Origin of the sequence: Pedobacter sp. MC2016-05, from assembly GCF_026239735.1 — a bacterium.
Classification (GTDB): Bacteria; Bacteroidota; Bacteroidia; order Sphingobacteriales; family Sphingobacteriaceae; genus Pedobacter.
In genome coordinates this window covers 1-25,847 of sequence record NZ_JAPIVT010000021.1, presented here as the reverse complement: position 1 = coordinate 25,847, position 25,847 = coordinate 1, and the positions used below count along the sequence as shown (strand labels likewise).

Sequence of the window (25,847 nt, the reverse complement as noted above, 5' to 3'; positions counted from 1 at the left end):
AAAAAATTTATTGATACAGATGAAAAATAATTTCCTTTTGTTGCTCCTAAGTGTTGCGCTCTTATTTGCTTGCAACAGTTCCAAAAACGATAAAGCTGCTACTGATGATTCTGGCAAAGAGGCTACTGTAAAAACTGAACTTAAAGAAAATTTTTACAAAAGGCTTGAAGGAACAATTGAAGGAAAGCCTGTTGTGATGAACTTGCAAAGATTAAATGGCGAGATTGAAGGCAACTATTTTTACGAGGGCTCTTGGTTAAACCTGTCTATCGATACCCTGATAGGTAAAGATAGTGTAGTACTTTTTGAGAATAGCTTTTACGATTATTATTTTGATAAAGATGCAAAACAAAACCATTTAGGATTAAAATGGACTGGTAATGGCTTCAAAGGCACTTGGTCTGATGGTAGCGGAAGTAAAACTTTCCCGGTTTTACTTGCAGAAAAGTACCCAGAGGGAAGTTATCGGTTTACAACCGGATCATATGCCGATTCTGTTAAAGCTTTTGCAGGCAATGACAAGTCGCCCCATGCCACTATCGGCTTCGAATATTTAAAGGCAGTTAATAATGATGATGCTGGAAAATGGCTAGATGATCAACTTAAGCTAATTTCGGGAATCGACAAAGGAACTGCTGATAGAGCAACAGGTTTCAAAAAAATTGCAAATACCTACCTGGAAGATTACAAAAAAGAAATTGGAGCGGAAAAAAAATCTGGTCCCGATCGTGGATATGAGCTATGGATGAACTACTCGAGCAACAGTCAGCAATCTATCTCCTATAATCAAAATGGTTTTGTGGTTATCGATTTCTTAACGGATGCATACACAGGCGGTGCGCATGGTAACTACGGCAGCACGATGTTTTGCCTTGATGTAGTGAATAAAAAACAGATGGCATTAAGTGATATTGTTAAGATTGATTCCAACTCACTGCAGGATTTGCTGGAAAAAAACCTTCGCAAGCAATACAATATTAAGCCTCAAGATCAAATCAGTACGGTTTTGTTCGATAATTTCTTAAAACCGAACAATAACTTTTACTTCAATAAAAATGGGCTGGCGTTTATGTATAACCCTTACGAGGTTGCCAGTTACGCTCAAGGCCAGATTGTTGTATTTATTCCTTTTAGCGAGTTAAAAACCTATTTAATACCTGATTTCGCAAAAAGACTCGGAATAAGTTAATGATGCTGATAAAGTTTTGATGGCTCGCTGGTCTGGATTTGCAATCCAGACACTAGAATTGTGGATTTAAAAATCCACAAACCAATAACGAATTTCTAGAATCTCCACCGAAGAAAACCTAAAGAATTTCTTTGATCAAGTACTTATTTCCATTAAAGCTGATTTCGTCGCCTACTTTACGCCCAATAAACGCTCTTCCGATGGGTGCCGCTTGAGAAACAGCGATAAATTTTTGGTTTTCAAGGTTTAATTCGCCAGCACTAATGCCGATGTAAAAATTGCCCTCAGAAGTTAAAACCAAACTACCATTTTTTACTTCCTTGGCTGTATCAACATTTTCAATTTGCTGTAAAGCGATTTTTTGCTGACCCGCCTCATAAAGCAATTTGCTGTTTCTATCCATTTCCTGCTGCATCATTTCACGCGTAGTTTCGTATTTATCGCCAGCACTACTTTTCGTATCGTCGTTTGATGCCTGCCTGGCTTGCAGCATGGAATACTCAATATTTTCTATTCTATTTTGAATAAAAGTTAAGCACAACTGATAAAGTTGAGATTTTAATGTTGACATATTTTAGGGAAAAATATTAAATGAATATTGAAAAATAAATGATGGAAACTAGCAAAGAGACTTGCGACTTACGCCTAATAACTCCAGACTTATTCTTCAATCCACTTTACTTTTTCTTCCATTGAACTGCGGTTTGGCATCCATGGTTTTTCGTTATGATACCCCATATAGAAAAGCCCGATACATTTTTCATTTTCGTCTAAACTTAAAAATCCTCCTAGATGATCGATTAATGGTGGCGAACTCCAATAAGCACCAACTTTTAAACTTTCGGCAGTTAGGGCCATATTTTGAACAGCGCAAGAAACCGCAGCTAACTCTTCCCATTCGGGTATTTTACCGCTTACTGCCAGTTGAATTGCAATGATACAATCTGCCTGACCGGTTTTTTCGGCAAAACTATCATATTTTTTTTGAAGAAATTGTTGCGGAGAAACGTGCGACTGATAAAGTCTTCCAAGCTCCTCCCCTAATTTTTTTAGACCTGCTTTTCTAATTACTGTAAAGCGCCAGGGTTGGGTTAATTTATGTGTGGGCGCGTAATTGGCACTTTCTAAAATCTGATTGATCACCTCAACCGAGATTTCTTTTTTAATATAACTCGCTGGAAAAATACTGCGACGTTCTTTTATAATTTGAGATACAATTTCGTAATTGGTCATTTGGTAAAAATAGTTAAAAGCAAAAAGATTACAGCTTAAAGCATATATCAAATGTGTTAAAACCTAAAACTTTTTACTTTCCACTGTCTCGAAAATTTCACTTTTCACTTTCCACTCTCAACTTTCTACTTTTCACTTTCTACTTTTTTAGTTGTTTCCTGATCTGCTTTACTTTAGCAAAGAATGCGATACTCTCCTGATCCACTAAAAATTCCATTGTTTCAATTAATTCGTTTCTAACCCATGGATGTTTGGGAATTAAATTGGCCAGAATATTCAAGCAGTGCGATTTTACCGCAACAGGTATCTTTTCGTCAATGAGCCAGGCAAAAACCACTTCAACAATGCAATCAGTATTATAGTTCATTACTAATTCTTGCACTTCCGTGGTGGCTTTCTTATGCGTCATAAAAGCCAAAATTTTGACATAATGCCGAAGTGAAGATAAATTTTGTTGTGAAGGGAGTTTTTCGAGAAAATAATATGCGAAGGGCAAAAAGCGTTCCTGATGATTGGAGTAGACACGCTCTAAAATCCAAGCCGCCCTAAAAGAGATTTGTTCATGATGATGAAAACTTAAATCGATTAGATCTTTAGAAGAAAAAATTTCCATGGCGGCCAACGCCTCAACTTCTACTTTCCCAACAGGACGGCTTATGACAGCTAATATATTTTGCATCGCACCATAAAATTAGGTATTTTTTTTAGTTCCGTCGGCTGAAGCCGAAGGCAATGAACAAGAAAAATGCAACATCATCGCTTATGGTTTCAAAGAAACAAATTGGTAAATTATACTAAATGATTATGACCCTGAATCATTTACCTATAAGCGGAGGAAGGTTGATGAATACTTCGCTCAAACAAGCTACCTGTAGAGTCCAATTTAACAAAACCACCTTCTGAACCCTTGCATTTTAGCAAGATAGATGAACACATTTACCACCCCTAACCCCTCCTAACTTAGGAGGGGAACTGCTAGTAGTAAGGTTATATATTTACGCAAATTTGGGTTTGGTACTGTAAACCCACCTACTTCAATATACCCATAACGTTAAAATGAGTAGTTTCCAGCTCCCCTCCTTACTTTCAAGGAGGGGTTCGGGGGTGGTTATTTATTAGCGATTTGAGTTGCACTTATCGTCCTTTCTATCGAAGCGGAGAAATCTTTTAACTATAGTTAATTTATTGAATCATTAACTGACTGTCGAAAAAAGTTCGGGAAGATGATTTTTAATTTCCAAATTAGTAAAAAATTGAATCTGAGGATTTGGGCCATTTTTCCATTCGAAGCCCATTACTTTGTTTAATAAACCAGATTGAACGGAAATACTTTTTGTTGTAGAATCTTAACATATTTTTCCGACAGAAACAAAAAGATTGGAGGGAAAGCGGGACTGCTATTGCAATGAAGTACTGAACACTGATTTTCAAATAAAAGCAAACACTACCCCACTATTGCCTTTTCTCTTCGGACTATAAACCCTATCTTTGCGGCTTATTTCTATTTATTATGATTTCAGTTTCTAATTTATCATTACGATACGGCAAACGCACATTATTTGAAGATGTTAACTTAAAGTTTACCCAGGGCAACTGCTACGGTGTAATTGGAGCTAACGGCGCAGGTAAATCTACTTTCCTGAAAATTTTATCGGGTGAAGTAAACCAGACTTCGGGTAGCGTTGCCTTTACTCCAGGCGAAAGAATGGCGGTTTTAAAGCAAAATCACTACGAATTTGATGAGGTTTCGGTATTGGAAACGGTGATGATTGGCCACAAAGAACTGTATGCCATCATGAAAGAAAAAGATGCCATTTACATGAAAGAAGATTTTACCGAAAAGGATGGCGAGCGTGCCGGAGAGTTGGAAAATATCTTTGCTGAAATGGATGGTTGGAACATGGAAAGCAACGCAGCAACCATGTTGAGCAACCTTGGTATTACGGAAGACAACCACTATAAATTGCTGAAAGAGCTGGATAATACCCAAAAAGTACGGGTTTTGTTAGCTCAGGCATTATTTGGTAACCCAGATATTTTATTACTCGATGAGCCTACCAACGATTTGGACATCGAAACGATTGCCTGGTTGGAAAATTTCTTGGCAGATTACCAGAATATTGTGTTAGTGGTAAGTCACGACAGGCACTTTTTAGATGCCGTTTGTACGCATATTGTGGATATTGATTTCGCGAAGATGAGTATCTATACTGGTAACTATACCTTCTGGTACGAATCGAGTCAGTTGGCGTTAAAACAACGTAGCGACCAGAACAAGAAGATGGAGGATAAGGTGAAGGAGCTGCAGGAATTTATTCGCAGGTTTAGTGCCAATGCGTCAAAATCGAAGCAGGCTACCTCACGTAAAAAAGCTTTAGATAAAATCGATATCACTGAAATTAAGGCGTCGAGCCGTAAATATCCTGCTATTATTTTTAATAATACCGGGCGTGAAGCGGGTGACCAAATTTTACAGGTTGATGCTTTAGGCAAATCAGGAAATGATGGTGTATTGTTCGATAAAGTAACCTTCATGGTAAATAAAGGCGATAAAATCGCCGTGTTGTCGCAAAACAGTTTAGCTACCGCAGCATTTTACGATGTTTTAACAGGAAGAACGCCAGCAGATAAAGGCGAATTTAAATGGGGTGTTACCATCAGCACAGCTGATATCCCGAATGATAACTCTGAATATTTTGATGGAAAAGATGAAAATCTTGTCGATTGGTTACGTGAATACTCTGGAACTGATGCAGATGAGCAGTTTGTACGCAGCTTTTTAGGCCGGATGTTATTCTCTGGCGAAGAGGTATTGAAAAACGTAAAAGTACTTTCGGGAGGAGAAAAAATGCGTTGCATGTTCTCTAGAATGATGTTGCAACAGGCCAATCTTTTAATGTTCGATGAGCCAACCAACCACTTGGATTTAGAATCAATCGAAGCGTTGAACAATGGTATGAAAGATTTTAAAGGAACCATTCTGTTTACTTCACGAGATCACCAGTTAACGGAAACGGTGGCAAACAGAATTATTGAGATTACGCCAAAGGGTACTATTGATAAGTTGATGACTTACGATGAGTATATTAACAGCCCTGATGTTGCAAAACTGCGTGAGGAAATGTACGCATAATAGTTACTACTAAAATATATTTTGAAAAGCGTTTTGATATTAACTCAAAACGCTTTTTCTTTATAGACTAATCAAGTTCTATGAAAACGCTCGTTACTCTCCTCATCATAATCTCAAGCCTCGCAACCTTTGCGCAAAAAAGTGATTCTACAAGAACTTATTACAGAATTATTCGGGGAACGATTGAACACGCTACAGAACTAAAATCCAAAAAGTACATCAGAAATGGAGAAGCTGAAATAAAATCTGGCAGAAAAGTTATCGCATCGGGCATCTATAAAGCTGACAAGCGTTATGGCAGATGGAGGTTTTTCGATCGCAAAGATAGCCTTGAACAAATTTATAACTACACAACAAAAAAAGTAGAATATAATGCATCAACTAAAAACCTGAACTGTGTAATTGATTCACTGAAAACAGGCGATAAGCTAGTATATCCAGCTAAAATTGGAGGCTTTACGTATGCTATGTACTACCTTCTCGATTTTTTTAAGATACCCTCAAATATTAGAAGTTTTCGTGGAGTACATGAATTATTTTATATTTTCCATTTGGATGATAATGGCAGGTTGATAAAATACGAAACTAGAATCGTATCGGCGGGCAACGAAAAAATAGATACAATAAATCTAAATAGACTTAGAGAGGAAGATTTTGAATTTTCACCTGCAATAGTAAATGGCAGACGCGTTGCCAGCAAAATTATTTATGAAAGCAAAATTACCGTCGATTAAAAATATCTACTTACAGCTGTAGCGTTTTCATCTCGTTAATCGTTTTATGATAAAAAGTGTTAATGGCCATTGACCAATTTTATTTAGAAATTGATTTAAAACATGAAAACTCATTTGAAAAACTTTAGCTTAACTACAAAAATTACTCTCTCTCTTCTCGTTATAACCACTATATTTTCTGCCTGTAAAAAAGATTGGGATGATACCCCAATTGAAGCCGCTGGTATTGGATATGTTCATGCATCGCCAGGCACCGGATCGCTTGATTTTGTTCTAGACAACTCTAAAATCGGCAATTTTACTTACACTAATGATCGGGGTTACTACGCAGCTTACCCAGGCACCAGGATTATCGGTGTAGCGAAGAAAGACTCATTGAAATATTTGACAAGTGGTACAGCAACTCTAAAGGGCGGATCTTTCTATTCGGCTTTTGTAGTCGATACATTGAAATCGACCAAAATTTTATTGGTTGAAGATGATTTGAAAGCTCCTGAAACTGACAAAGCCAAAGTGCGCTTTATTAACTTAAGTCCAGGTTCTGGTAAGTTAGATTTAGCAGTTGAAGGTAATGCTACTGCATTGTTTACAGCAAAAGCATTTAAAGAATATTCTACTTTCAGTTCCGTTAATCCTTCAGATAGCTACACCTTCCAGGTAAAAGAAGCCGGTTCGGCAACGGTTAAAGCAAGCTTACCAGCTGTAAAAATCGAAAAAGGAAAAATTTATACCATTTGGGCAAAAGGACTTAGCAGCACTACCGACAGTACTAAATTTGGTTTGGCTGTAATGACTAATAAATAAAACTACCAATGAAATAACATCGTTCTAAATTGGAATGGTGTTATTTCGTTAATTTTGCAACCGGAAAAGTTAAAAACAAGCATACTAATCAAAGTAAAAATAGTCCTTCCTAGGAGTGATAAAAAAGATACTCAGTTTTGAGGAAATTTTAAAAGGCTGCGTAAAAAACGACAATAGCTGTAAAGAAATGATGTATAAATCTTTCTATGGCTACCTAATGGGTATTATTTTAAGATACACAAAGAACGTTTCGGACAGTGAGGAACTTGTGAACGACAGCTTTATTAAAATATTTAAACACGTTGCTAATTTTAAATCCCCGAAAAATCCTGAAGAATTACAACGCTCCTTTAAAGGTTGGATTGCACAAATCGCATCAAGAACAGCGATAGATAAAATCAGAAGTACAAAGGCGCAATTTTATGTTGATGATTTGGGTGAAGACGAACATCCTGTAACGCAGGTTTCTATTGCATCAGAACTGCATGTAAATGACATTTTAAATTTGCTTAATCACTTACCCGATACACAAAGGCTGGTTTTTAACCTATATGAGATTGAAGGCTTTGCACATGAAGAAATTTCGAAAATGCTAAACATCCCAGAAAGTTCCAGTCGGGTTTATCTCACGAGATCTAAAAATAAACTTCGCACACTTTATCAAAATACAATGGTTGGATCATACAAGAAAAATGGATAAAGAATTAATTGATCATATCGCCAAACAACTTCAACAGCACGAGGAACAATACGTTCCAGGTGCATGGGAGCGTTTTTCTGAAAAGAAAGATAAACGAAGCCGTTTCGTTTTGTGGCCGATGTGGGTTGCTGCTGCTTTACTATTGCTTGTTGGAGGTACGTTCCTGGTATTTAATAATCAAAATCACCAAGGCGATTTAGCGGTTATCAAGCCAAAAAAAATTGAGCAGAAAAGAGTTGAAGATAATCATGTGCCTAAAACCCAGGAACCGAATACTACGCCTAAAAGCCATTTAAATACACCCTTAGCAAATAATACACAAACTCAAAACAGAGCAATAGAGGTAACCAGATTAACGGTGAATCCAATTGAGGAGGCTGTTCCCGCTAATACCACTCCTATTATAAAAAGCATTCGCAATACGCTAGCCAATTCATTATCTTCCATTACGCTAAGCTCATCCAGCAACCGAAAATTTGAAATTAAAGGAGAAAACAAACAAGAAAAAACATTCAAAAAGCCAACTTTTGAGGATTTGTTGGCCCAAGATAGTAAAGTGAGTGCGTTAAAAGGCACAACAAAAGCCCCAATTAATTCTAAATGGGAACCTGGAATTTACGTGGCACCTGCAATGGGAAATGATAACAAAGTGAACATGAATTACGGTTTTTCACTTTCATATAACGTAGCCGATAAACTTTCTATAAGTTCGGGAATTGCCTATTCATCATTGAGTTCAACCAGCAATCCATCAACCCAAATTGGAGCCGCAAGTGATGCTGTAGCGAGTTCTGTGCCGAATTCGAGTCCAATAAACTCTTATTCAAGCAATTCGAGAAGTTTAGAATCCGTTAATGCCAGTGTTAGGGGCATTAATATTCCACTGGAATTGAAATATAATATTAGCAAGAAGTTTTATACTGGTGTTGGGGTTTCGGCCTTGGCTATTTTAAACAACAAACAAGACAATAATTATTTGGTAAGCACTGGCAGAAATATTACCGTGGCTAATACTGCCGGCATTGCAGAACAGAAAATGCTCATCGTTACCGAACGTGTTTCAGAAACTCAAGCCCAATCGTTGCAGGTTACTGATAAGTATATTGGCTTTTATAACTTTTCATTAGGTTACAAACAAAAAATCTCGAAGAAAACCGATTTCGCCATCGAACCATTTTTAAGGCTTCCGATGAAAACCTTTTCAAATGACAACCTTAACCTTACAAACGGTGGTTTAAGGTTGAAAATCGATTTTTAACGATTGTTATAAACGAGTTACAATTGCCATTATACATCTTTATTATATTTGTAGATGATTAAGATGAGCGCAAAGCTGAAACAGCTGGGATTTATATTCTTACTTTTTATTGGTTTTAGTGCGAAAGCACAACATGACCCAAGCGATCAGATGGATTCTCCAAACTGGGATGTAATTGGAGGCATCAGTTTCAAAACCGTTAAACCGACAGAGAAATACGCTGTTTACAATGCGAAGATTAAAAAATTTGAAAATAAGCCTTTTGAGCTTTCAGGCTATATTGTTCCGATAAAAGATGGGATGAAGCAAACTAAGTTTATGCTCTCTACCCTTCCTATCAACCAATGTTTTTATTGTGGTAAAAATGGAATTCCGATTATGGTTTTGGTAGAAATGGCCGAACCTATAAAATTTACTTATCAACCCATCACTGTTAAAGGGGTGCTAAAATTGAGTAACGCCAATACGATGGATAATCCACCAGTGCTTTTATCCACTTCGAAATTGCTTTAAACAAAAAATCCCGATCATAAATCGGGATTTTTCTTTATAAATCATCTGATACTAGTGACCAGAATGACCGTCAGCTCCATGCGCATGACCGTGTGCTAATTCATCTTGAGTTGCTTCGCGAACGTTTAAAATTGTTCCTGCAAATAAAAGATTTTTTCCAGCCATTGGGTGGTTTAAATCAACTGCAACAGTTTCATCATGAACGGCAGTAACACCAGCTCTAAACTGGTTTCCGTTGTTATCCTGTAAAGGAATCACATCTCCCACAGCCGGAACTTCACCACCTGCTTCTGTAAACATCGTTTTAGGCAAATCTGCAAAAGCACCTGGATCAATTTCTCCATAACCATCAGCAGCAGATAATTCGAAGCCATATTCATCGCCAGTTTTTAAGCCTGCTAAATGTTCTTCAAATTTAGGCAACATCATGCCAACGCCATATAAAAATACTAAAGGATTTTGCTCATCAGCTTTTTCAACAAAAACTTGTTGTCCTTCTTCGTTAGTAGTGTGCAAATCGTAAGTTACTGCGACTACTGTGTTCGGTGAAATATTCATTTAAATTGTTTTAATGTAAATACGCTAATGCTTCCTCAACAGTTTTAACCGGTAACTGGCATACTTTATTTCGGCAAATATAAACTTTTGTTTCATTGCTTTGCTTACCTTTTAACAGCGGCAAGTTACTTTTTGTTCCACCCAATGTAATTTTATTTGGAATATAATGATTGCTTAACTCCAATTTAATAGCATCGGTTTCTAAACCAACAATAGCAATCTCATTTATTCCCTGTATCTCATTGAGCAATTGAATGGCCCAGTTGGAATAGGCCGATCCGTAGGTTTTTATCTTAGGAAAAATTGCGGCCAGCATTTCGTCTGCCTGGTTAATATATGCTTCTACATCGAAAAGTAAACCGAGTTTTTTTAAATTTTGAGCCATTGTAGAATTTGATGCAGGAATCACATTATCCATAATCTCATGTTTCCGGGCAATCAGACTCTCGCTTTCGGCCGAAGTATAAAAAAACATTGGCGAATCTGGATCACTGAAGTTTGTAATCACATAATCGGCTAGCGCCTTTGCTTCAGTCAGCCAATACTCCTCAAAATCGTATTCATATAAACCAATAAGCGCTTCAATTAAAAATGCATAATCATCCAGAAATCCAGTGATGGATGCTTTGCCATTTTTAAAATTCCGGTACAATCCACCGTTTTTGGTTTTTACATTAGTCAGAATGAATTTCGCCGCAGCCGCAGCTTTGGAATAGTACAATTCATGGTTTAACACTGTTGCTGCATCTGCTAATGCCTTAATCATCATCCCGTTCCAAGCGGTAAGGCATTTATCATCTAAACCAGGTCTTATTCGCTTATCTCTTACTTCGATGAGTTTTGCTTTTGCAGATTGAACTTTATCATACAGCGTTGCAGCATTAATTCCATATTTTTCAATGAGATCATCATCAGCAATTGTTTTTCTTAGAATATTGGTCTGCTCCTCTTCCCAGTTCCCGTCTGTTGTAACATTGTAATAGTCTGCCAACAACTTTGCGTCATCACCCAATATGGAATCAAACTCTTGTCTATCCCACACATAAAATTTCCCCTCAACACCTTCACTATCCGCATCTAAAGCTGAATAAAACAAACCATCTGGCGAGGTCATTTCTTTAAATACCCAATCGATTGATTCGACAGCCGTTTGCTTAAATGAATCAAATTTAGTGCATTGGTAGGCCTCAATATATAAGCTGATCAGCTGGGCATTATCATAAAGCATTTTTTCAAAATGGGGAACATGCCATTTATCATCAACGGAATAACGGGCAAAACCACCTCCAGTCTGATCATAAATTCCTCCGCGGCTCATCTCTTCTAGTGTATGGCAAACGGCCGTAAACACTGATTCATCGTCTTTTAAAAATCCGTAGCGTAAAAGAAAAGCCCAGTTATTGGGAAGCGGAAACTTAGGAGCACGATTATATCCTCCGAAACCGATATCAAAATGCCTTTTCCAGGGTTCGATAATTTCCGTTAAATGCGCCTCTGTATACTCCTCCTCCTTCGGGGACGGGATGATTTTTTCGCTATCCTTGATGCCAGATGTTAATCTATCAGCATACTGAATGGCTTTATCAGGTTCGTTTGTCCACAATGCGGCAACATTTTCCAGAATATTGATCCAGTCATTTTTCCTGAAATAAGTCCCCCCGTAAATTGGGCGTTGATCGGGTAAACAAATACAGTTTAATGGCCAGCCACCGCTCCCGGTCATCAGTTGGATGGCATACATATATATCTGATCAATATCCGGCCGCTCTTCCCGGTCGACTTTGATACAAACAAAATGCTGGTTCATCACCTCGGCAACTTCATGATTTTCAAAACTCTCCCGCTCCATCACATGGCACCAATGGCAGGCAGAATAACCAATACTTACCAGAATGAGTTTATTTTCAACTTTTGCTTTCTCTAATGCCTCTGTTCCCCATTCGTACCAATGAACAGGATTGTAAGCATGTTGCAACAGATATGGTGAGGATGCATTAATTAAACTATTGGGCTCAGAATGTGTATTTGACATGGCGATTTGGATCAATTTAAAAAATGTAAATCTATAAATTATCTACAAGCCTGTTTCGATTTAGTTTTTGTTTTTATACTTTAGTTGGAAATCTACTTGATCATAAAATGAAAATCACCCATACCGAAATCTACCGCTTCAGCATCCCGATGGAGCCATTTGTAATTGCCACGGGCACCATGCATTTTGCACAAAATGTGCTGATCAGAATTTACACTGATGCCGGAATTCATGGAATAGGCGAATGCTCGGCGTTTCCGATGATTGTGGGTGAAACTCAGGAAACTTGTATAGCAATGGCGAAAGACTTTGCTGCTATATTGAAAGGAAAAGATCCTCTGGAAATTCCTGAGCGGATGAACGAATTGCTGGGTTATGCAGACCATAACAATACCATAAAGAGCGCTTTTGACATGGCATTATTTGATATTGCAGCAAAACATGCGGGCTTACCACTCTACCAGTTTTTAGGCGGGAAAAGAAGAACCATCGAAACAGATATGACCGTTGGTATTGACACCGCCGAAGGAATGGCAGCCACAGCGCTAGGCTATGTACAAAAGGGTTGTGGAATCATTAAAATCAAGCTGGGCAAAAAAGTGAGCGATGATATTGAAAGGGTAAAACATATTCGGGAGGCTATTGGCAACGGTATTACTTTACGTCTGGATGCGAATCAAGGCTGGAGCTTTGACGATGCTTTATTTGCCCTTGGTGCATTGGAGAAATACAACATTGAGTTTTGTGAACAACCTATGAGAACCTGGTACGATGATAAATTGCCGGAGTTAAATGTCAATTCCCCGATTAAGTTAATGGCTGATGAAAGTTGCTACAACCATCACGATGCCCGGAAACTGATCAACAGCCAATCGACAACCTATTTGAATATCAAATTTTCAAAATCAGGTGGAATTTTAGAAGCGCAAAAAATTCACGAAGAAGCGCTGCAAACTGGGGTAAAATGTATGATAGGGAGTATGCTGGAAAGCAGAATAGCCTTGACTGCTAACCTTCATTTTGCACTGGCCAGTCCTAATGTCGACTTTTTTGATTTAGATACAGCGTTGTTAGGTCATTTAGCCGATCCATGCGTTGGGGGTTTAACCTATAATGGTTATTTTCTTGATGTTCCTGAAGAAGTTGGAATAGGCGCAGAAGCTGATGAATTTTTCCTGGAGAAATGTGAAAGCTGGACAATTTAGTTCAGCTGTCCATTCGTTCATTAGTTTTCCTACCTGCGCCTTTAGAAATTAATTTATTCGTTAGCGAATTTTAAGATTAATCAATGATCAATACCAATTCATTATTGATAAACGACCAATTGAACCTAATAACAGATTGCTTTGTCGGCTGAAAAAAGCCTTCTCGCAATCACGAAAACGGTTAGGCATTACTCCTGATTAAATAATGACCAGTGATCCAATGACTAGTGAACTAATAGTCTATCTAACGCCAAACTATCGCCATTAAACACATTAAAATCCACAACGTGACCAATGCCATTAATTTTGGCTTTATCAGAATGCTGCCAAAATTTCCAACGACTTTTATCCATCCTTAATTTTGGTTGATAGTAATGCGCAATCCATAAGGGATATTCATCGAAATGTTCTTCGAGATAATCCTCATAAAACTTCAAGCCTGAATAAATAATAGGCCTTACTTTGGTTTTAACTTCCACATAGTTTAGAAAATCGGCCAGCTCAACTCTCATTTTAACTGGAGAAACACCGTCTAAACTTTCAATATCGACCACTGGCGGCAAATCGCCCTTTTCAATATTCACCACCTGTAGAAAAAACTTCGCCTGGGTTTTTCCATCTCGCTTTGGTCTGAAGAAATGATAAGCACCACATATAATCCCCACTTTCGGGGCTTCACGCCAATTTCTTTGAAAATAAGGATCAACTTGTAAAAGGCCTTCCGTCGCTTTAATAAATGCGAATTTCACTTTCACCCCATCATCCTCCATATCTTTCACTTTTTGCCAGTTTATTTTTCCCTGGTAATAAGAAACATCAATTCCATGGATGGTATATTTTTTCGGGATTTTAATGTTGAAACTTTCATAAGTGCGATAGTTGGGGTCTTGCCCCCAATCTTTTATCCATCGCCAGGTGGCCACAAAGCCATTCAGAATGTAGCCGTAATAAAATGGGGAAAACAGAATCAGCAATAAACCAGCAATAACCACCTTCCACTGCGTAGGAAAAGGCTTAGATTTCTTTTTACGTACCGCAGGTTTTCTGGTAACAGGTTTTCTCGTAACGGTTTTTCTCTTCTCTGGGGGCATAGTTTATTTGAGGGTACTAAGTTGAGGAAAATGAAGAACAAATAAAAAGGTTTTGCTGCATACTTCGAGAGGATGTTGACTTTGTCGAACTGGAATTAAATCCAATAGTTAAATAAAAAGTTCATTACTTTTGCGCACCAGATAAATCATGTTCAAGCTCATACTCAACACCTATAAAACGTCTTTCAGTGGATTAAGCCGAGAAACCTGGCTTCTAAGCATTGTAATGATGTTTAACAGATGCGGAAGCATGGCCGTTCCATTTATGGGTTTATATGTTACGCAAAGTTTGCACCGCTCCGAAATGGATGCCGGCCTAATTATCACGTTGTTCGGCGTGGGTTCCATCCTGGGTTCGGCAACGGGCGGAAAATTAACAGATATGATTGGTTTCCGACCAGTGCAAATCCTTTCGTCTATTATCGGTGGCATTTTATTCATTTTATTTTCCACCATTACACATTTTACTAGCTTGTGTATACTGGCAGTGGTGATCAGCTTTTTTTCAGAGGCCTTTCGACCGGCGAATTTTACGGCGGTTGCACACTATGCTACCGCAGGAACCATCACAAGGTCTTACTCATTAAACAGGTTGGCAGTAAATATTGGCTGGTCGGTTGGCATCAGTCTAGCTGGAATTATTGCCTCATTCAATTATAAACTACTTTTTATTGTTGAAGGTGGCGTAAGTATCATCGTAGGTTTGCTCATTTTATCTTTTCTTCCACAGGTAAAAGGATTCATTAAAAAAGCTAAAGAAAATGCTTTGAATATGGTAATTATGAAACCCTGGAAAGATATATTTTATGTGAAATTCATCTTATTAACCACCATATTTATTACCTGTGCTTTCCTGATGTTTAGGGTAGTTCCTGTTTTCTTTAAAGAACAATGGCACATTGATGAGTTTGCCATCGGGATTATTATAGGAATCAATGGCGCAGTAATCGCTTTGTTTGAGATGATTATGATCAATAAAATCGAAGCTAAACGACCACCCATGTTCTTTATCATCATCGGGGCGATTTTCTTCGCACTTTCTTACCTGATGTTGAGCGCACCAATTGGCTTCCATTTGGTTGGTGCAGTTTTGGTAATCGTAATATTTACAGGCGGGGAAATGTTCTCGCTGCCTTTTATCAACACAATCGTTATTAGCAGGAGTAACGAGCATAATAGAGGTCTATATGCTGCTGGTTATACCTTGAGCTGGTCTTGCGCTCAGGTAATCGGCCCGTTGGCTGGTTTTTTCATTGCTAAAAACCTGGGCTATAATTGGCTTTGGTTCGGCCTTGCCTGTATGTTATTGTGCTGCGCATGGGGATTTAACAGGCTTGGGATGGTGAAAACTGAAAGTTTGGAGTTGGGAGTTGAGGGTTGAAAGTTCAAGGTTGAAAGTTCAGTGGTCCAAGTTCCAAGTTGAGCACGATCTTCCTGTCTGAAACGGCATTGGCTAGTAAACTTAACAGCACCACACTACCATCTTGTACTTCCAATTTATAACCTGTAACACAGAACCCATAACTAAAAAAAGTTCAAAGCAGATTTTAAATTTGCTCCGCTTTGAACTTTTTTATACAAATTAATACCTTGTTAAAGGTCGACTATCAAATCGCCATTTGTTATCTGTATAAACTACTTCACCTTTTGTGCTTTTACGCCTTCGTTTGTAATTTTTACAGGGAGAATCTTCCCATCGGCATCGAATTTCATTTCATCAATGCAGGTAACCCGATGATTACCATCCGTTTCACTTAATGGCCTGCGGTGATAAACAATGTGATAAGTACCTTTTTTCTCGTTAATCAATAAAGAGTGGTGCCCCGCTCCTCTTGCCACTTCCGGGTCTTGCTTTAAAATTTTATCAACCCTTTTAAACGGACCAAACGGCGAATCTGCAATGGCATAGGCTACAGAATAATCCGGACCAGTCCAGCCACCTTCGCTCCACATAAAGTAATATTTCCCATCTTTAATAAACATGTAAGGACCTTCAACATAGTTTTCCGGCGTAATTTCTTTGAAAGTAGTTCCATCTTCGAAAGGCACAAAACCGGTAAAATCCTTGTTCAGCTTGGCAATGTTACAGTGCTTCCAACCTCCGTAAATTAAATAATACTGACCATCCTTATCTTTAAAAACGAACTGATCAATGGGCTGTGCACCATTATGAAATTTATCAACCAAAGGCTTTCCTAAATGATCTTTGTATGGTCCTTCAGGCTTATCAGCAACGGCAACTCCAATTCCACCTACTTCGTTGTCGCTTTGAATGTCGTTTGCTCCGAAGAACAAGTAATACTTTTTATCTTTTTGAACAATTGCCGGGGCCCACATGGCTTTATTTGCCCACTTCACCGCAGCAGTATCCAAAACACGGGGATGTTTTTTCCAAGTAACCAAGTCATCAGAAGAGAAAGCATCCAGAAAAACCTGCTCTTTATACCTTGCAGAGTAGGTGGGATAAACCCAATATTTGTTATTGAAAATCGCCGCTTCCGGATCTGCATACCAACCCTGAAATATGGGATTTCCTGACTGCTTAATCGTTTTAGTACTTTGAGCAAAAGAACTAAGTCCTGCTAAAAGTAAAAGAGATGAGAATATGTATTTCATGTGCACAATTTATGAAAAAATATGAATTATAAAATTGAATATGATTTTGGGAAAAGCAAAGATCTCGTTACCATCGGTTTCTTCAGCCCCGCTCCCGTTTCTGCTCCGATGAAACCTGTGCAACAAGCAAGCATGCAAAAAAAAATAAATGCAGATGCTTAAATCGGGAGCATACACTTTGATCGGGTTTAAACTGCCAGTATGGTGCTGTGAAATTACAACCGTTAACCATAAACCTGACAGCGCTAAATAGCCCGGAATGCAGCGCAGCGAAATAAGGACTATGAGCAATGGCAGGACTACAGTACCAATGAAAATCTGCCTTTCATTTTCAAAAAAAATCCCTGTCTGAATAAACAAACAGGGATAATTTAAAATGAGATTCGACTTATTTACTTAGTTCTGCAAAATATTTATGGAACAAAGGCAAAGTTTCAATTCCTTTATAGTAATTGTAGATGTCGTATTTCTCGTTTGGTGAATGCAAGGCATCGCTATCTAATCCAAAGCCAAAAAGGACAGATTTGATACCCAAAACATCTTCGAATAAGGCTACGATTGGAATGCTTCCTCCTCCACGTGTTGGAATGGCTTTTTTACCGAAACTATCTTCAATCGCTTTTTCTGCAGCCTGATAGGCAATACTATCGGTTGGGGTAACCACCGGTTCGCCACCGTGATGAGGCGTTACTTTTACCTTTACATTTTTAGGGGCAATGCTTTCAAAATGTTTGGTAAAAATTTCTGAGATTTCCTCAGAACTTTGATTTGGCACCAAACGCATCGAAATTTTCGCATTCGCTTTGCTTGGCAACACGGTTTTAGCGCCTTCACCAATATAACCACTCCAAATTCCGTTAACCTCCAAAGTCGGGCGGGTTCCTGTACGCTCTAAAGTAGAGTAACCTTTTTCACCCCAAACCTCATCAATAGCTAAATCTTCCTTATATTCAGTTTCATCATAAGGAGCAGCATTTAAAGCTTTCTTCTCTTCATCACTCAATTCTACCACTTTATCGTAAAATGCAGGAATGGTAATGTGGTTATTTTCATCGTGTAGCGAAGCAATCATTTTGCACAATATTGTAGCCGGGTTAGCCACTGCGCCGCCATAAACACCCGAATGTAAATCGCGGTTCGGACCAACAACTTCCACTTCCATATATGCTAAACCACGTAAACCCGTTTCTATTGAAGGATGCTCCATGCTGATCATCGAAGTATCAGAAATTAAAACCACATCGGCTTTTAAACGTTCTGCATTGTCTTTAACAAAAATACCAAGATTTGCCGAACCAACTTCCTCCTCGCCTTCTATCATAAACTTAACGTTACAGGCCAAAGTATTGGTTTGCATCATCAATTCGAACGCCTTCACATGCATGTAAAACTGGCCCTTATCATCACAGGCACCACGGGCGTAGATTTTTCCATCGCGTACGGTCGGCTCAAATGGTGGTGTATGCCATAATTCCAGGGGATCTGCAGGTTGCACATCGTAGTGACCATAAATTAAAACGGTTGGTAAAGCACTGTCTATTATTTTCTCACCGTAAACAATTGGATAACCAGCGGTTGGACATATTTCAACGTGATCCGCACCGGCATCTTTTAGTTTTTGCGCCACATAGTCAGCTGTTTTTAAAACATCAGCTTTATTTTTTGGGTCGGCACTCACTGATGGAAAACGCAATAGTTCGAACAACTCGTCTAAAAAGCGTTGTTTGTGCGTTTCTACGTAATTTTTAATCTCTTGCATAACAAAATGAATTTGAGCAAATATATGATTTTACCATAAAAGCCCTTGATTTATCGTTTGTATTTTACTTTTAGAAGGTGTGTTTTTTGAGGAAGAAATTAGTTGATATCACTTAAATTTGACAAGACACTTAGTTTGTTAAGTAATTGTTGTTTTTAAATAAAATTCAACTTTACGAAATATTTTTTAAACCATTTTTTCGTAAATTGCACTTTTAAAATTATCCAAAAAGCCAAGAAATGATTCTTCACAATGAAAATTAGCATAAAGTTCAGTACTTTTTTAGTATTGCTATTTTCCATCAGCATTTCTGGTTTTACGCAAACAACAAGCCCACCTCGGGTAAGTTGCCCTGAAGCAGCTCAGTTTTACGCTAGAGACAGTATTAACATTGTAACTTTTGGTGCAAGTACAGTTGAAGGGGTTAATGGAGCTGGTTTTCAAACTATGCTGAGAAATAACTTTTTGAATTGCTATCAAAACAAAGTTGTTGATATTACCAACCACGGTATCGGCGGTCAGACTACTTTTCAAGGCTTGTTACGAATAGATAATGCGATAAAAGACCGAACAGGTTTTATTGTAATTTCGATGGGCATTAATGATGCGTTGGCAATGGTTAACGGTAAAGGAAGCGTGGCCGAAACGGAGGCCAACATGCGTTCTTTGATTAGCATCAGTTTAAAGCAAAACCTGGTTCCAATTCTTTGTACACTACAAAATGTAGACGATAGAAACAGCGCTCCGCTGGCTCAGGCAAACGTAAACGTCAGGGCTCTAAATGTTGTTTATAGGCGTTTGGCCATTGAATATAAAATATATTTAGCAGATGTAAATGCAGCGATGCGGAGAGATTTCACCTTGTATCAGGATGCTTTTCATCCAAACGCCAGAGGTTATAGATTAATCAGCTATGTCATTTTCGATGCCATTAACAAAGCGATTTTTGATAAGTTTTTAATGTTTGTGGTTTCACAAAACTATCCAAATCCAGCCGGAACACAAACTTACCTTGATGTGGTTTTGCCAGAAACAGATAAACTTACCATACAGGTTTATGATATGATGGGCAGGTTGGTAAAAACTGTTTTGAATGAATATATTAATACTGGTAAGCATACTCTGGAAATAAATACCTCTACTTTTGTACCGGGGATCTATTTTTTCAAACTCACTTCCGATTCAGGGCAGTACAATGCCGCAAAAAAGTTTATCGTAGCGAGGTAACAAAAGATTACTGCTTTAGTCTTAAAACAGATTAATTAGTTTTATATCTTTAAAAATGCCTACTGACACTTTTACAAACGAAGCAATTGATATTAATTCGTTACCGAAATACGAAGAAATTTCTCTGAAAAAACCCCACTCCAATTATTGGAAAATCATTTGCATTAATTTAATCCTCACTTTTCTAGTTATTGGCATTACTGCTGTTTTACTATTTTTTTTTAATGAGAAAATACAGCCACATGCCTTAATCATTGTTGGCATTTATGTAGTAGTTACCATTGTTACCGTTTTGCTTTTCTATGTTAGTTTTAAGAAACGTGGATATGCCATCAGAACCAAGGATGTAATTTATAAGAGTGGCATCATTGCCGAATCAACTACGATTGTGCCGCTAGACAGGATTCAGCATATCGAACTGAATGAAGGTTTTTTTTCAAGAATGTTTAATTTGGGTTCGCTGCAAATATTTACTGCAAGCGGCCAAACAGGTCACCTCCACATTGCGGGCATACCAATTGATGAAGCAAAGAGCATAAGAGATTTGCTATTGAATAAACTCGAGTTGCTTGAGACACCTGAAATTGAAACTAAACTGAAAGTTAATGAATAGCGATTTCAGTAAACCCCAACGAGAGTCTGCTTTCGGAATAATCGTAATGGCAGCCCATACTGCTTTTAAAATTGGTAAGGCAACATTTTTCCTGGTTATTTATGCCTTTGTAAAAATGAGTGCAGCCTACACCGCATATGTACTTCTTGGTGTTGGTGTAATTATTTTGCTTTGTGTAGTCTTTTCTTATTTATGGTATCTAAACTTTACTTTTTTTCTAGATAAGGAAAAGCAGGAATTCGTAGTTAACAAGGGAATTTTAAATCGCGATCAGGTAATTGTTCAGTTAGACAAGATTCAGCAGGTTAATATCAATCAAAATATCTTGCAGAAAATGATTGGCGTTTATGGCCTCAAAATAGATACCGCCGGGGCAAGTGGAGAAGAAGTAAGTATCAAAGCCATTGACGAAGTTTCTGCTTATAATTTAAAGGAGCATTTATTAAAAGGCAAAACTGAAGCTACCGAACACGCCAATATATTAACAAATGAGCTACCAATAATCGATGAGATTCCGTTTTTGAGGGTAAGTACCTGGACACTGTTTAAGGTTGGGCTAACCTCCAATTATGGGCAAAGTTTAACTGTAATCCTCGTCTTCTTTATGTATACCGTTCAGGAAGCACGGCATATTATGGACATTTTCGGGCTTGATAAAGGAGCTGTGCAAAGCACTGTTTTAGGTTTGGCCACCTTATTTTCTGTTGCAGTAATTGTGGTTATTTTTTTGATTGTGCTATTGTCAATCAACCTTATCAGAACTTTTTATCGGTATTTCCAACTGGAGGTGAGTCAGCATAAAAATTCCCTGCTATTATCGTCTGGCCTGATTGCGAAAAAAAATACCTTAATTAACCCTACTAAAGTTCAGATTACGAAACATAGCCAAAATTACTTTCAAAAGAAACTTAATCTCCTCAACATCAGTTTAAAACAGGCGCATTTTGGCGAGAGTAAAAAGGGTAAAGAAATGCAGGGCAATACGCTCGAAATTGTGGGATGTGATACTTTTGAAAGGGATGAACTATTGAAGATGATACTTGGACAGGTTCCAACTATAGGGAAAACTTTCGTTCCCGATTGGCGCTTTTTGAATTTGCCTATTTTCTTTAAACTGATCTTACCAGTGACGATCTTTATGCTTGTTGCTTTTAATGTTCCAGAAGTGAAACCCTTTCTGGGCTTCGCAGCAGCCTATTTCATTGTCGGAATTCTGATGATTTACATCAGTTACCGAAGGCACCGGATCTCCGTAAATCAGCAGTTTATTATCAAGAAAAGTGGAATTTGGGATATTTCAAATGAAGTAATCGTTCCACACAAAATCCAGGCAATTACGGCTTCACAATATCCATGGCACAAAAGCGTAGATGTGGGGCATTTGTGCCTACATACTGCAGCTGGACAAATTCATTTCAAATATGGGAATTACAGCGAGATCAAAAGGCTAGTGAACTATTGGCTTTACCAGGTGGAGAGTGGTAATGAAAATTGGATGTAATGGTTTGAAGGTTGTTGCAACAGATCAGTTAGGTTAACCCCATTCTTTTTTTGCGGAAATCATCTTTAGTCTGCAAGCCTAAAAAGATTCAAAATACTGAAATAGGTGGCAAATTTTTCCCGCAGATAACACAGATTTTCGCAGATTTTCCTACCAAAACTATTTAGACATCTGCGAGATAAATTATAGCGTCATTATACCTTTAATATTTGCTGTCTGTTTATAAATCGCAATTACTTCATCAGCATTTTGCATCTGTTTCTTTACTGTTATCGAAACATATTTGCCTGTTTTAGAAGGTTGTTCTAAAAATTGATCATTTGGCAAAACAGCACGAAGATCTTGAATTTTCTCTACACCGCCCGTCAAGATAAATTTGAAGTTGTAGATGCCTGGAAACTTTTCTACACTTTCCAGCTTCTCTTTTAAGTTAGCGTAAATATCTGTACTGTTTCCCTCTGGGATATTAGTGAATTCTATGTCCTTGTTTATTTTTTTCTCTTCCATAACTTAAACATATCAAATTTTATTCCCAAATGGATAAGGTGAAATTTTGGCAGAAAAAAATCAGTGATTGCTAATTTACGAACTAATTTAGCCAGTTAGATTTCCTTAAACATAGATTGCAGTTCTCCTATTCGTGATTTGATTAGTGATCATCATTGGGAAGTTTATATTATACCCGACTTTTGCTTTTCAAAAAAAACGGGCCTCTATTTCTCCACAAATTCAATAAAAAACTTTTGAATTGTTATTTTTGAACCTCAAAAAAACAGGAGCCGATTTGGACTATTTAGAAGGATTAAACCCACAACAAAGAGCAGCAGTAGAGAATACAAAAGGACCGGTAATGATTGTTGCAGGTGCTGGTTCGGGCAAAACCCGTGTAATTACTTATCGCGTTGCACACCTCATTCAAACAGGAACCGACCCTTTTAATATTCTGGTTTTAACCTTTACCAACAAAGCGAGTAAAGATATGCGTGAGCGTATTTCAAAAGTGGTTGGTGCTGAGGCTAAAAACATTTGGATGGGTACTTTTCACTCTGTTTTCGCGAAGATTTTACGGGTAGAGGCAGAGAAAATTGGTTATCCAAACAACTTTACTATTTACGATACCGATGATAGTAAGAGTGTTATCCGTGCCATTTTAAAGGAAATGCAGTTAGACGATAAGTTATACGCCGCAAACTTTGTTTTTGGACGTATCTCTTCGGCAAAAAATAATCTTATTTCCTGGGGTGAATATCAGTCAAACGATCAGATTCAGGCGGAAGACATTCAAAATAAGCGTCCTTTAATTGGCCAGATCTATGAGCAGTATGCAAAACGCTGTTTCAGGGCTGGTGCTATGGATTTTGATGACTTACTATTTAAAACCAATATTCTGTTAAAAGAACACCCTGAGGTGTTGAATAAATATCAACAAAAATTCAGGTATTTAATGGTGGATGAGTATCAGGATACCAATTTTTCGCAATATACCATTGTGAAAAAACTGGCCGCTGCTTACCAGAACATTTGCGTGGTTGGTGATGATGCACAAAGTATCTACGCCTTTCGTGGAGCCAACATTCAAAACATCTTAAACTTCGAACGCGATTATCCCGATTTAAAGGTTTACAAACTGGAACAGAACTACCGCTCTACCCAAAATATTGTTGATGCCGCCAGTAGCATTATCGCCAACAACAAAAATCAGCTGGAAAAAAACGTCTTCTCAGAAAATGTAGAGGGCGATAGAATTAAGGTTTCCCGTGCTTTTACCGATAATGAAGAGGGTAAATTGGTAGCTGAATCAATTATTCAGGAACACGGTTTGAAAGGTTATCAATACCACGATTTTGCCATTCTGTACCGTACCAATGCACAAAGCAGAGCAATGGAGGAAGGCTTGCGCAAGCTGAATGTTCCTTATAAAATATATGGTGGTACTTCTTTTTATCAACGTAAAGAGATTAAGGATTTAATTGCTTACTTCCGTTTAACTTTTAATCCGAAGGATGAAGAAGCCATTAAAAGGGTAATTAATTATCCTAAACGTGGAATTGGAGATACGTCCATCGATAAAATCATCGTAGCTGCAGATCAAAATAATATCACCATGTGGGATGTAATTTCAAATGCGCATCAATACGTTGACGGTCGATTGGCTAACCAGCTGAACGACTTTTCGATGATGGTTCAGAGCTTTCAGGCAGAGGCTAAAAAGCTTGATGCTTACGATTCAGCTTTGTTTATTGCACAACACGCAGGCATATTGAAGGAACTTTATACCGATGATAGCGTTGAAGGTAGAGCAAGATACGAAAACATTCAGGAGTTATTAAATGGTATAAAAGAGTTTGCGGAGCGTGAAGATATCGAAGAAAAAGGCCTGGATATTTTTATGCAGGATGTAGCGCTTTTAACCAATGATGATAAGGACGGCGACAAAAACAAGGATACGGTTTCGTTGATGACGATTCACTCTGCCAAAGGTTTGGAGTTTAAAAACGTATTTATTGTCGGCCTAGAGGAGAACCTTTTTCCATCGCAAATGTCGGTTAATTCCCGTTCCGATTTGGAAGAAGAACGCCGTTTATTTTATGTGGCCATTACACGTGCTGAAATTAAGCTAACCATAACTTACGCTACTTCTCGTTACCGTTGGGGAACATTAACTAACTGTGAACCAAGCCGTTTTATCAACGAAATTAATCCCAGATTTTTAGAGTTGGATGTGAAACCTGCTAAAAGCAACGTTTTTGAAGGCAACTTTGATGATGAACGCAAAACCTGGACTTCTCAACCTCGTGATTTCTTTAGCAAACCAAAACCTGCGAGCACTACTTCTGCCCCATCGCCTCGTCCGAAAACAACTTCGCTATTGGCAAAAGCACACGTTCCAACCCCTGGTTTTGCCCCTTCACAACCACACGAATTTCAAGGTGGCATGGAAGTAGAACACGAAAAATTTGGCTTTGGAAAGATTATTAGTCTGGAAGGAAATTTACCCGATGTAAAAGCGACGGTATTTTTCCAGGGTTTAGGCAACAAGCAGTTGTTATTGAAATTTGCTAAATTGATGATTGTGAAAAATTGATATTGTATAAGGCCTAGTTGCCTTACACAATATCAATACAACCCATTTAAGCCGGCACTATGCCAAAATATACTTTGTAATTTGCATTGTGGCCGCGAAGGTTATTGGTAGAAAACTTGTAACCTACATTTTTATAATTTGAATTGTTGGTTCGTCTGGCCAAGAGGATAAGGTCTTTACCGGTGAGTACAATCCTTTCGCTTCCAATCTTATCATCGCCAAAACCAAATAAATTATTTACCGCTTTGGCCACCTCGGGAATAAATTTTTGAATCAAGGGGCCAACCACCGCTGCAATTGCACCGCCAACAACAGGAATAAGTCCCAAAGCGGCAGTTCCTAAACCATGTGCTGCTGTCATAGCGGCCTGAATTTCCTTTCTAAATTTTTCAGGATCACCATGATCATTCTCCATTAACGTGATTTCAAGAATCAAACCATTGGGTTTGCCTCTGTAAATTTCAATCAAGTCAGGTCTTGATGTATCAGAATCTACACTGCTGTAGGTTTGCGATCTAAAGGCGGCACCAGAAAATGGTGAGACTACTCCCATCAATACATATGGCTCATCTGCACCAGATGTTTCGCCTGTTTCT

The 25,847-nt window shown here is 38.1% G+C and carries 24 protein-coding genes; 14 read left to right on the top strand and 10 right to left on the bottom strand.

Annotation, left to right across the window (positions count from 1 at the left end; all coding sequences use genetic code 11):
• The first annotated feature begins 19 nt into the window (after nucleotides 1-19).
• Nucleotides 20-1,189 carry a DUF3298 and DUF4163 domain-containing protein gene (locus tag OQZ33_RS20370; RefSeq protein WP_265801220.1) on the top strand — a complete coding sequence of 390 codons (1,170 nt, stop codon included), beginning with the start codon at nucleotides 20-22 and terminating at the stop codon, nucleotides 1,187-1,189.
• Between the two features lie 118 nt (nucleotides 1,190-1,307).
• Here the strand turns inward: OQZ33_RS20370 and OQZ33_RS20365 are convergent, their stop codons facing one another.
• From OQZ33_RS20365 to OQZ33_RS20355, 3 genes are all read right to left on the bottom strand, one after another.
• Complete coding sequence (locus OQZ33_RS20365; protein WP_265801219.1) at nucleotides 1,308-1,760, bottom strand: 3-oxoacyl-ACP synthase; 453 nt, start codon at nucleotides 1,758-1,760, stop codon at nucleotides 1,308-1,310.
• Between the two features lie 89 nt (nucleotides 1,761-1,849).
• Nucleotides 1,850-2,422: a nitroreductase gene (locus tag OQZ33_RS20360; RefSeq protein ID WP_265801218.1), complete on the bottom strand. Its 573-nt coding sequence runs from the start codon at nucleotides 2,420-2,422 to the stop codon at nucleotides 1,850-1,852.
• Between the two features lie 139 nt (nucleotides 2,423-2,561).
• Nucleotides 2,562-3,101: a hypothetical protein gene (locus tag OQZ33_RS20355; protein ID WP_265801216.1), complete on the bottom strand. Its 540-nt coding sequence runs from the start codon at nucleotides 3,099-3,101 to the stop codon at nucleotides 2,562-2,564.
• Nucleotides 3,102-3,932: 831 nt separating this feature from the next.
• On the opposite strand from OQZ33_RS20355, the gene OQZ33_RS20350 reads away from it, so the two are divergent.
• From OQZ33_RS20350 to OQZ33_RS20325, 6 genes are all read left to right on the top strand, one after another.
• Nucleotides 3,933-5,555 carry an ABC-F family ATP-binding cassette domain-containing protein gene (locus OQZ33_RS20350; protein WP_265801213.1) on the top strand — a complete coding sequence of 541 codons (1,623 nt, stop codon included), beginning with the start codon at nucleotides 3,933-3,935 and terminating at the stop codon, nucleotides 5,553-5,555.
• A gap of 80 nt (nucleotides 5,556-5,635) precedes the next feature.
• Complete coding sequence (locus tag OQZ33_RS20345; protein ID WP_265801211.1) at nucleotides 5,636-6,289, top strand: hypothetical protein; 654 nt, start codon at nucleotides 5,636-5,638, stop codon at nucleotides 6,287-6,289.
• 102 nt (nucleotides 6,290-6,391) lie between these two features.
• Nucleotides 6,392-7,093, top strand: coding sequence for a DUF4397 domain-containing protein (locus OQZ33_RS20340; RefSeq protein WP_265801210.1), 702 nt, complete (start codon nucleotides 6,392-6,394; stop codon nucleotides 7,091-7,093).
• Between the two features lie 115 nt (nucleotides 7,094-7,208).
• Nucleotides 7,209-7,793: an RNA polymerase sigma factor gene (locus OQZ33_RS20335; protein WP_082455101.1), complete on the top strand. Its 585-nt coding sequence runs from the start codon at nucleotides 7,209-7,211 to the stop codon at nucleotides 7,791-7,793.
• On the top strand, nucleotides 7,786-9,051 hold the full coding sequence (locus OQZ33_RS20330) for a hypothetical protein (protein WP_265801208.1): 1,266 nt from the start codon (nucleotides 7,786-7,788) through the stop codon (nucleotides 9,049-9,051). Before OQZ33_RS20335 ends, OQZ33_RS20330 begins: the two co-directional genes overlap by 8 nt.
• 63 nt (nucleotides 9,052-9,114) lie before the next feature.
• A complete protein-coding gene (locus OQZ33_RS20325) occupies nucleotides 9,115-9,564 on the top strand; it encodes a hypothetical protein (protein ID WP_265801207.1) in 450 nt (149 codons plus the stop codon).
• A 51-nt stretch (nucleotides 9,565-9,615) separates the two neighbouring features.
• On the opposite strand, the gene OQZ33_RS20320 is transcribed toward OQZ33_RS20325, so the two are convergent.
• Together OQZ33_RS20320 and OQZ33_RS20315 are read right to left on the bottom strand one after the other, a co-directional pair.
• A complete protein-coding gene (locus tag OQZ33_RS20320; RefSeq protein ID WP_265801206.1) occupies nucleotides 9,616-10,122 on the bottom strand; it encodes an FKBP-type peptidyl-prolyl cis-trans isomerase in 507 nt (168 codons plus the stop codon).
• 10 nt (nucleotides 10,123-10,132) lie between these two features.
• Nucleotides 10,133-12,154 carry a thioredoxin domain-containing protein gene (locus OQZ33_RS20315; RefSeq protein WP_265801205.1) on the bottom strand — a complete coding sequence of 674 codons (2,022 nt, stop codon included), beginning with the start codon at nucleotides 12,152-12,154 and terminating at the stop codon, nucleotides 10,133-10,135.
• A gap of 107 nt (nucleotides 12,155-12,261) precedes the next feature.
• On the opposite strand from OQZ33_RS20315, the gene OQZ33_RS20310 reads away from it, so the two are divergent.
• Nucleotides 12,262-13,359: a mandelate racemase/muconate lactonizing enzyme family protein gene (locus tag OQZ33_RS20310; protein ID WP_265801204.1), complete on the top strand. Its 1,098-nt coding sequence runs from the start codon at nucleotides 12,262-12,264 to the stop codon at nucleotides 13,357-13,359.
• 224 nt (nucleotides 13,360-13,583) lie between these two features.
• On the opposite strand, the gene OQZ33_RS20305 is transcribed toward OQZ33_RS20310, so the two are convergent.
• Nucleotides 13,584-14,450 (bottom strand): glycoside hydrolase family 25 protein, encoded by an 867-nt coding sequence (locus OQZ33_RS20305; RefSeq protein WP_265801202.1) that lies wholly within the window; start codon nucleotides 14,448-14,450, stop codon nucleotides 13,584-13,586.
• A 148-nt stretch (nucleotides 14,451-14,598) separates the two neighbouring features.
• On the opposite strand from OQZ33_RS20305, the gene OQZ33_RS20300 reads away from it, so the two are divergent.
• Complete coding sequence (locus tag OQZ33_RS20300) at nucleotides 14,599-15,831, top strand: MFS transporter (protein ID WP_265801201.1); 1,233 nt, start codon at nucleotides 14,599-14,601, stop codon at nucleotides 15,829-15,831.
• A 254-nt stretch (nucleotides 15,832-16,085) separates the two neighbouring features.
• Here the strand turns inward: OQZ33_RS20300 and OQZ33_RS20295 are convergent, their stop codons facing one another.
• The gene (locus OQZ33_RS20295; RefSeq protein WP_265801199.1) at nucleotides 16,086-17,066 is read right to left on the bottom strand and encodes a glycoside hydrolase family 43 protein; all 981 of its coding nucleotides are present in this window, start codon (nucleotides 17,064-17,066) and stop codon (nucleotides 16,086-16,088) included.
• A 21-nt stretch (nucleotides 17,067-17,087) separates the two neighbouring features.
• Here OQZ33_RS20295 and OQZ33_RS20290 point away from each other — a divergent pair, with 21 nt between their 5' ends.
• Nucleotides 17,088-17,228 (top strand): hypothetical protein, encoded by a 141-nt coding sequence (locus tag OQZ33_RS20290; protein WP_265801198.1) that lies wholly within the window; start codon nucleotides 17,088-17,090, stop codon nucleotides 17,226-17,228.
• A 226-nt stretch (nucleotides 17,229-17,454) separates the two neighbouring features.
• Here the strand turns inward: OQZ33_RS20290 and OQZ33_RS20285 are convergent, their stop codons facing one another.
• Nucleotides 17,455-18,825: a dipeptidase gene (locus tag OQZ33_RS20285; protein ID WP_265801196.1), complete on the bottom strand. Its 1,371-nt coding sequence runs from the start codon at nucleotides 18,823-18,825 to the stop codon at nucleotides 17,455-17,457.
• Between the two features lie 252 nt (nucleotides 18,826-19,077).
• On the opposite strand from OQZ33_RS20285, the gene OQZ33_RS20280 reads away from it, so the two are divergent.
• From OQZ33_RS20280 to OQZ33_RS20270, 3 genes are read left to right on the top strand one after another with little or no spacing between them, the layout of a single operon-like run.
• The gene (locus OQZ33_RS20280) at nucleotides 19,078-20,052 is read left to right on the top strand and encodes an SGNH/GDSL hydrolase family protein (RefSeq protein WP_265801195.1); all 975 of its coding nucleotides are present in this window, start codon (nucleotides 19,078-19,080) and stop codon (nucleotides 20,050-20,052) included.
• Between the two features lie 55 nt (nucleotides 20,053-20,107).
• A complete protein-coding gene (locus OQZ33_RS20275) occupies nucleotides 20,108-20,665 on the top strand; it encodes a PH domain-containing protein (protein ID WP_265801193.1) in 558 nt (185 codons plus the stop codon).
• Nucleotides 20,658-22,166, top strand: coding sequence for a PH domain-containing protein (locus tag OQZ33_RS20270; protein WP_265801191.1), 1,509 nt, complete (start codon nucleotides 20,658-20,660; stop codon nucleotides 22,164-22,166). Before OQZ33_RS20275 ends, OQZ33_RS20270 begins: the two co-directional genes overlap by 8 nt.
• A gap of 183 nt (nucleotides 22,167-22,349) precedes the next feature.
• On the opposite strand, the gene OQZ33_RS20265 is transcribed toward OQZ33_RS20270, so the two are convergent.
• On the bottom strand, nucleotides 22,350-22,673 hold the full coding sequence (locus tag OQZ33_RS20265) for a DUF493 family protein (protein WP_265801189.1): 324 nt from the start codon (nucleotides 22,671-22,673) through the stop codon (nucleotides 22,350-22,352).
• A 277-nt stretch (nucleotides 22,674-22,950) separates the two neighbouring features.
• Between OQZ33_RS20265 and OQZ33_RS20260 the strand changes: the two genes are divergently transcribed.
• Entirely contained in the window at nucleotides 22,951-25,251 is a 2,301-nt protein-coding gene (locus OQZ33_RS20260; RefSeq protein WP_265801315.1) for an ATP-dependent helicase, read from the top strand.
• A gap of 46 nt (nucleotides 25,252-25,297) precedes the next feature.
• On the opposite strand, the gene OQZ33_RS20255 is transcribed toward OQZ33_RS20260, so the two are convergent.
• Nucleotides 25,298-25,847, bottom strand: a 550-nt coding sequence (locus OQZ33_RS20255) for a hypothetical protein (protein ID WP_265801188.1), incomplete at its 5' end; no start/stop codon positions are given.

What these genes read in the sequence shown, in the direction of transcription:
- OQZ33_RS20325 (WP_265801207.1), top strand. Translation starts at nt 9,115, where the DNA reads ATGAGCGCAAAGCTGAAACAGCTGGGATTTATATTCTTACTTTTTATT.
- OQZ33_RS20345 (WP_265801211.1), top strand. Translation starts at nt 5,636, where the DNA reads ATGAAAACGCTCGTTACTCTCCTCATCATAATCTCAAGCCTCGCAACC.
- OQZ33_RS20305 (WP_265801202.1), bottom strand. Translation starts at nt 14,450, where the DNA reads ATGCCCCCAGAGAAGAGAAAAACCGTTACGAGAAAACCTGTTACCAGA.
- OQZ33_RS20290 (WP_265801198.1), top strand. Translation starts at nt 17,088, where the DNA reads ATGAATTATAAAATTGAATATGATTTTGGGAAAAGCAAAGATCTCGTT.
- OQZ33_RS20280 (WP_265801195.1), top strand. Translation starts at nt 19,078, where the DNA reads ATGAAAATTAGCATAAAGTTCAGTACTTTTTTAGTATTGCTATTTTCC.
- OQZ33_RS20330 (WP_265801208.1), top strand. Translation starts at nt 7,786, where the DNA reads ATGGATAAAGAATTAATTGATCATATCGCCAAACAACTTCAACAGCAC.
- OQZ33_RS20315 (WP_265801205.1), bottom strand. Translation starts at nt 12,154, where the DNA reads ATGTCAAATACACATTCTGAGCCCAATAGTTTAATTAATGCATCCTCA.
- OQZ33_RS20320 (WP_265801206.1), bottom strand. Translation starts at nt 10,122, where the DNA reads ATGAATATTTCACCGAACACAGTAGTCGCAGTAACTTACGATTTGCAC.
- OQZ33_RS20350 (WP_265801213.1), top strand. Translation starts at nt 3,933, where the DNA reads ATGATTTCAGTTTCTAATTTATCATTACGATACGGCAAACGCACATTA.
- OQZ33_RS20265 (WP_265801189.1), bottom strand. Translation starts at nt 22,673, where the DNA reads ATGGAAGAGAAAAAAATAAACAAGGACATAGAATTCACTAATATCCCA.
- OQZ33_RS20355 (WP_265801216.1), bottom strand. Translation starts at nt 3,101, where the DNA reads ATGCAAAATATATTAGCTGTCATAAGCCGTCCTGTTGGGAAAGTAGAA.
- OQZ33_RS20370 (WP_265801220.1), top strand. Translation starts at nt 20, where the DNA reads ATGAAAAATAATTTCCTTTTGTTGCTCCTAAGTGTTGCGCTCTTATTT.
- OQZ33_RS20365 (WP_265801219.1), bottom strand. Translation starts at nt 1,760, where the DNA reads ATGTCAACATTAAAATCTCAACTTTATCAGTTGTGCTTAACTTTTATT.
- OQZ33_RS20295 (WP_265801199.1), bottom strand. Translation starts at nt 17,066, where the DNA reads ATGAAATACATATTCTCATCTCTTTTACTTTTAGCAGGACTTAGTTCT.
- OQZ33_RS20270 (WP_265801191.1), top strand. Translation starts at nt 20,658, where the DNA reads ATGAATAGCGATTTCAGTAAACCCCAACGAGAGTCTGCTTTCGGAATA.
- OQZ33_RS20275 (WP_265801193.1), top strand. Translation starts at nt 20,108, where the DNA reads ATGCCTACTGACACTTTTACAAACGAAGCAATTGATATTAATTCGTTA.
- OQZ33_RS20300 (WP_265801201.1), top strand. Translation starts at nt 14,599, where the DNA reads ATGTTCAAGCTCATACTCAACACCTATAAAACGTCTTTCAGTGGATTA.
- OQZ33_RS20310 (WP_265801204.1), top strand. Translation starts at nt 12,262, where the DNA reads ATGAAAATCACCCATACCGAAATCTACCGCTTCAGCATCCCGATGGAG.
- OQZ33_RS20285 (WP_265801196.1), bottom strand. Translation starts at nt 18,825, where the DNA reads ATGCAAGAGATTAAAAATTACGTAGAAACGCACAAACAACGCTTTTTA.
- OQZ33_RS20360 (WP_265801218.1), bottom strand. Translation starts at nt 2,422, where the DNA reads ATGACCAATTACGAAATTGTATCTCAAATTATAAAAGAACGTCGCAGT.
- OQZ33_RS20340 (WP_265801210.1), top strand. Translation starts at nt 6,392, where the DNA reads ATGAAAACTCATTTGAAAAACTTTAGCTTAACTACAAAAATTACTCTC.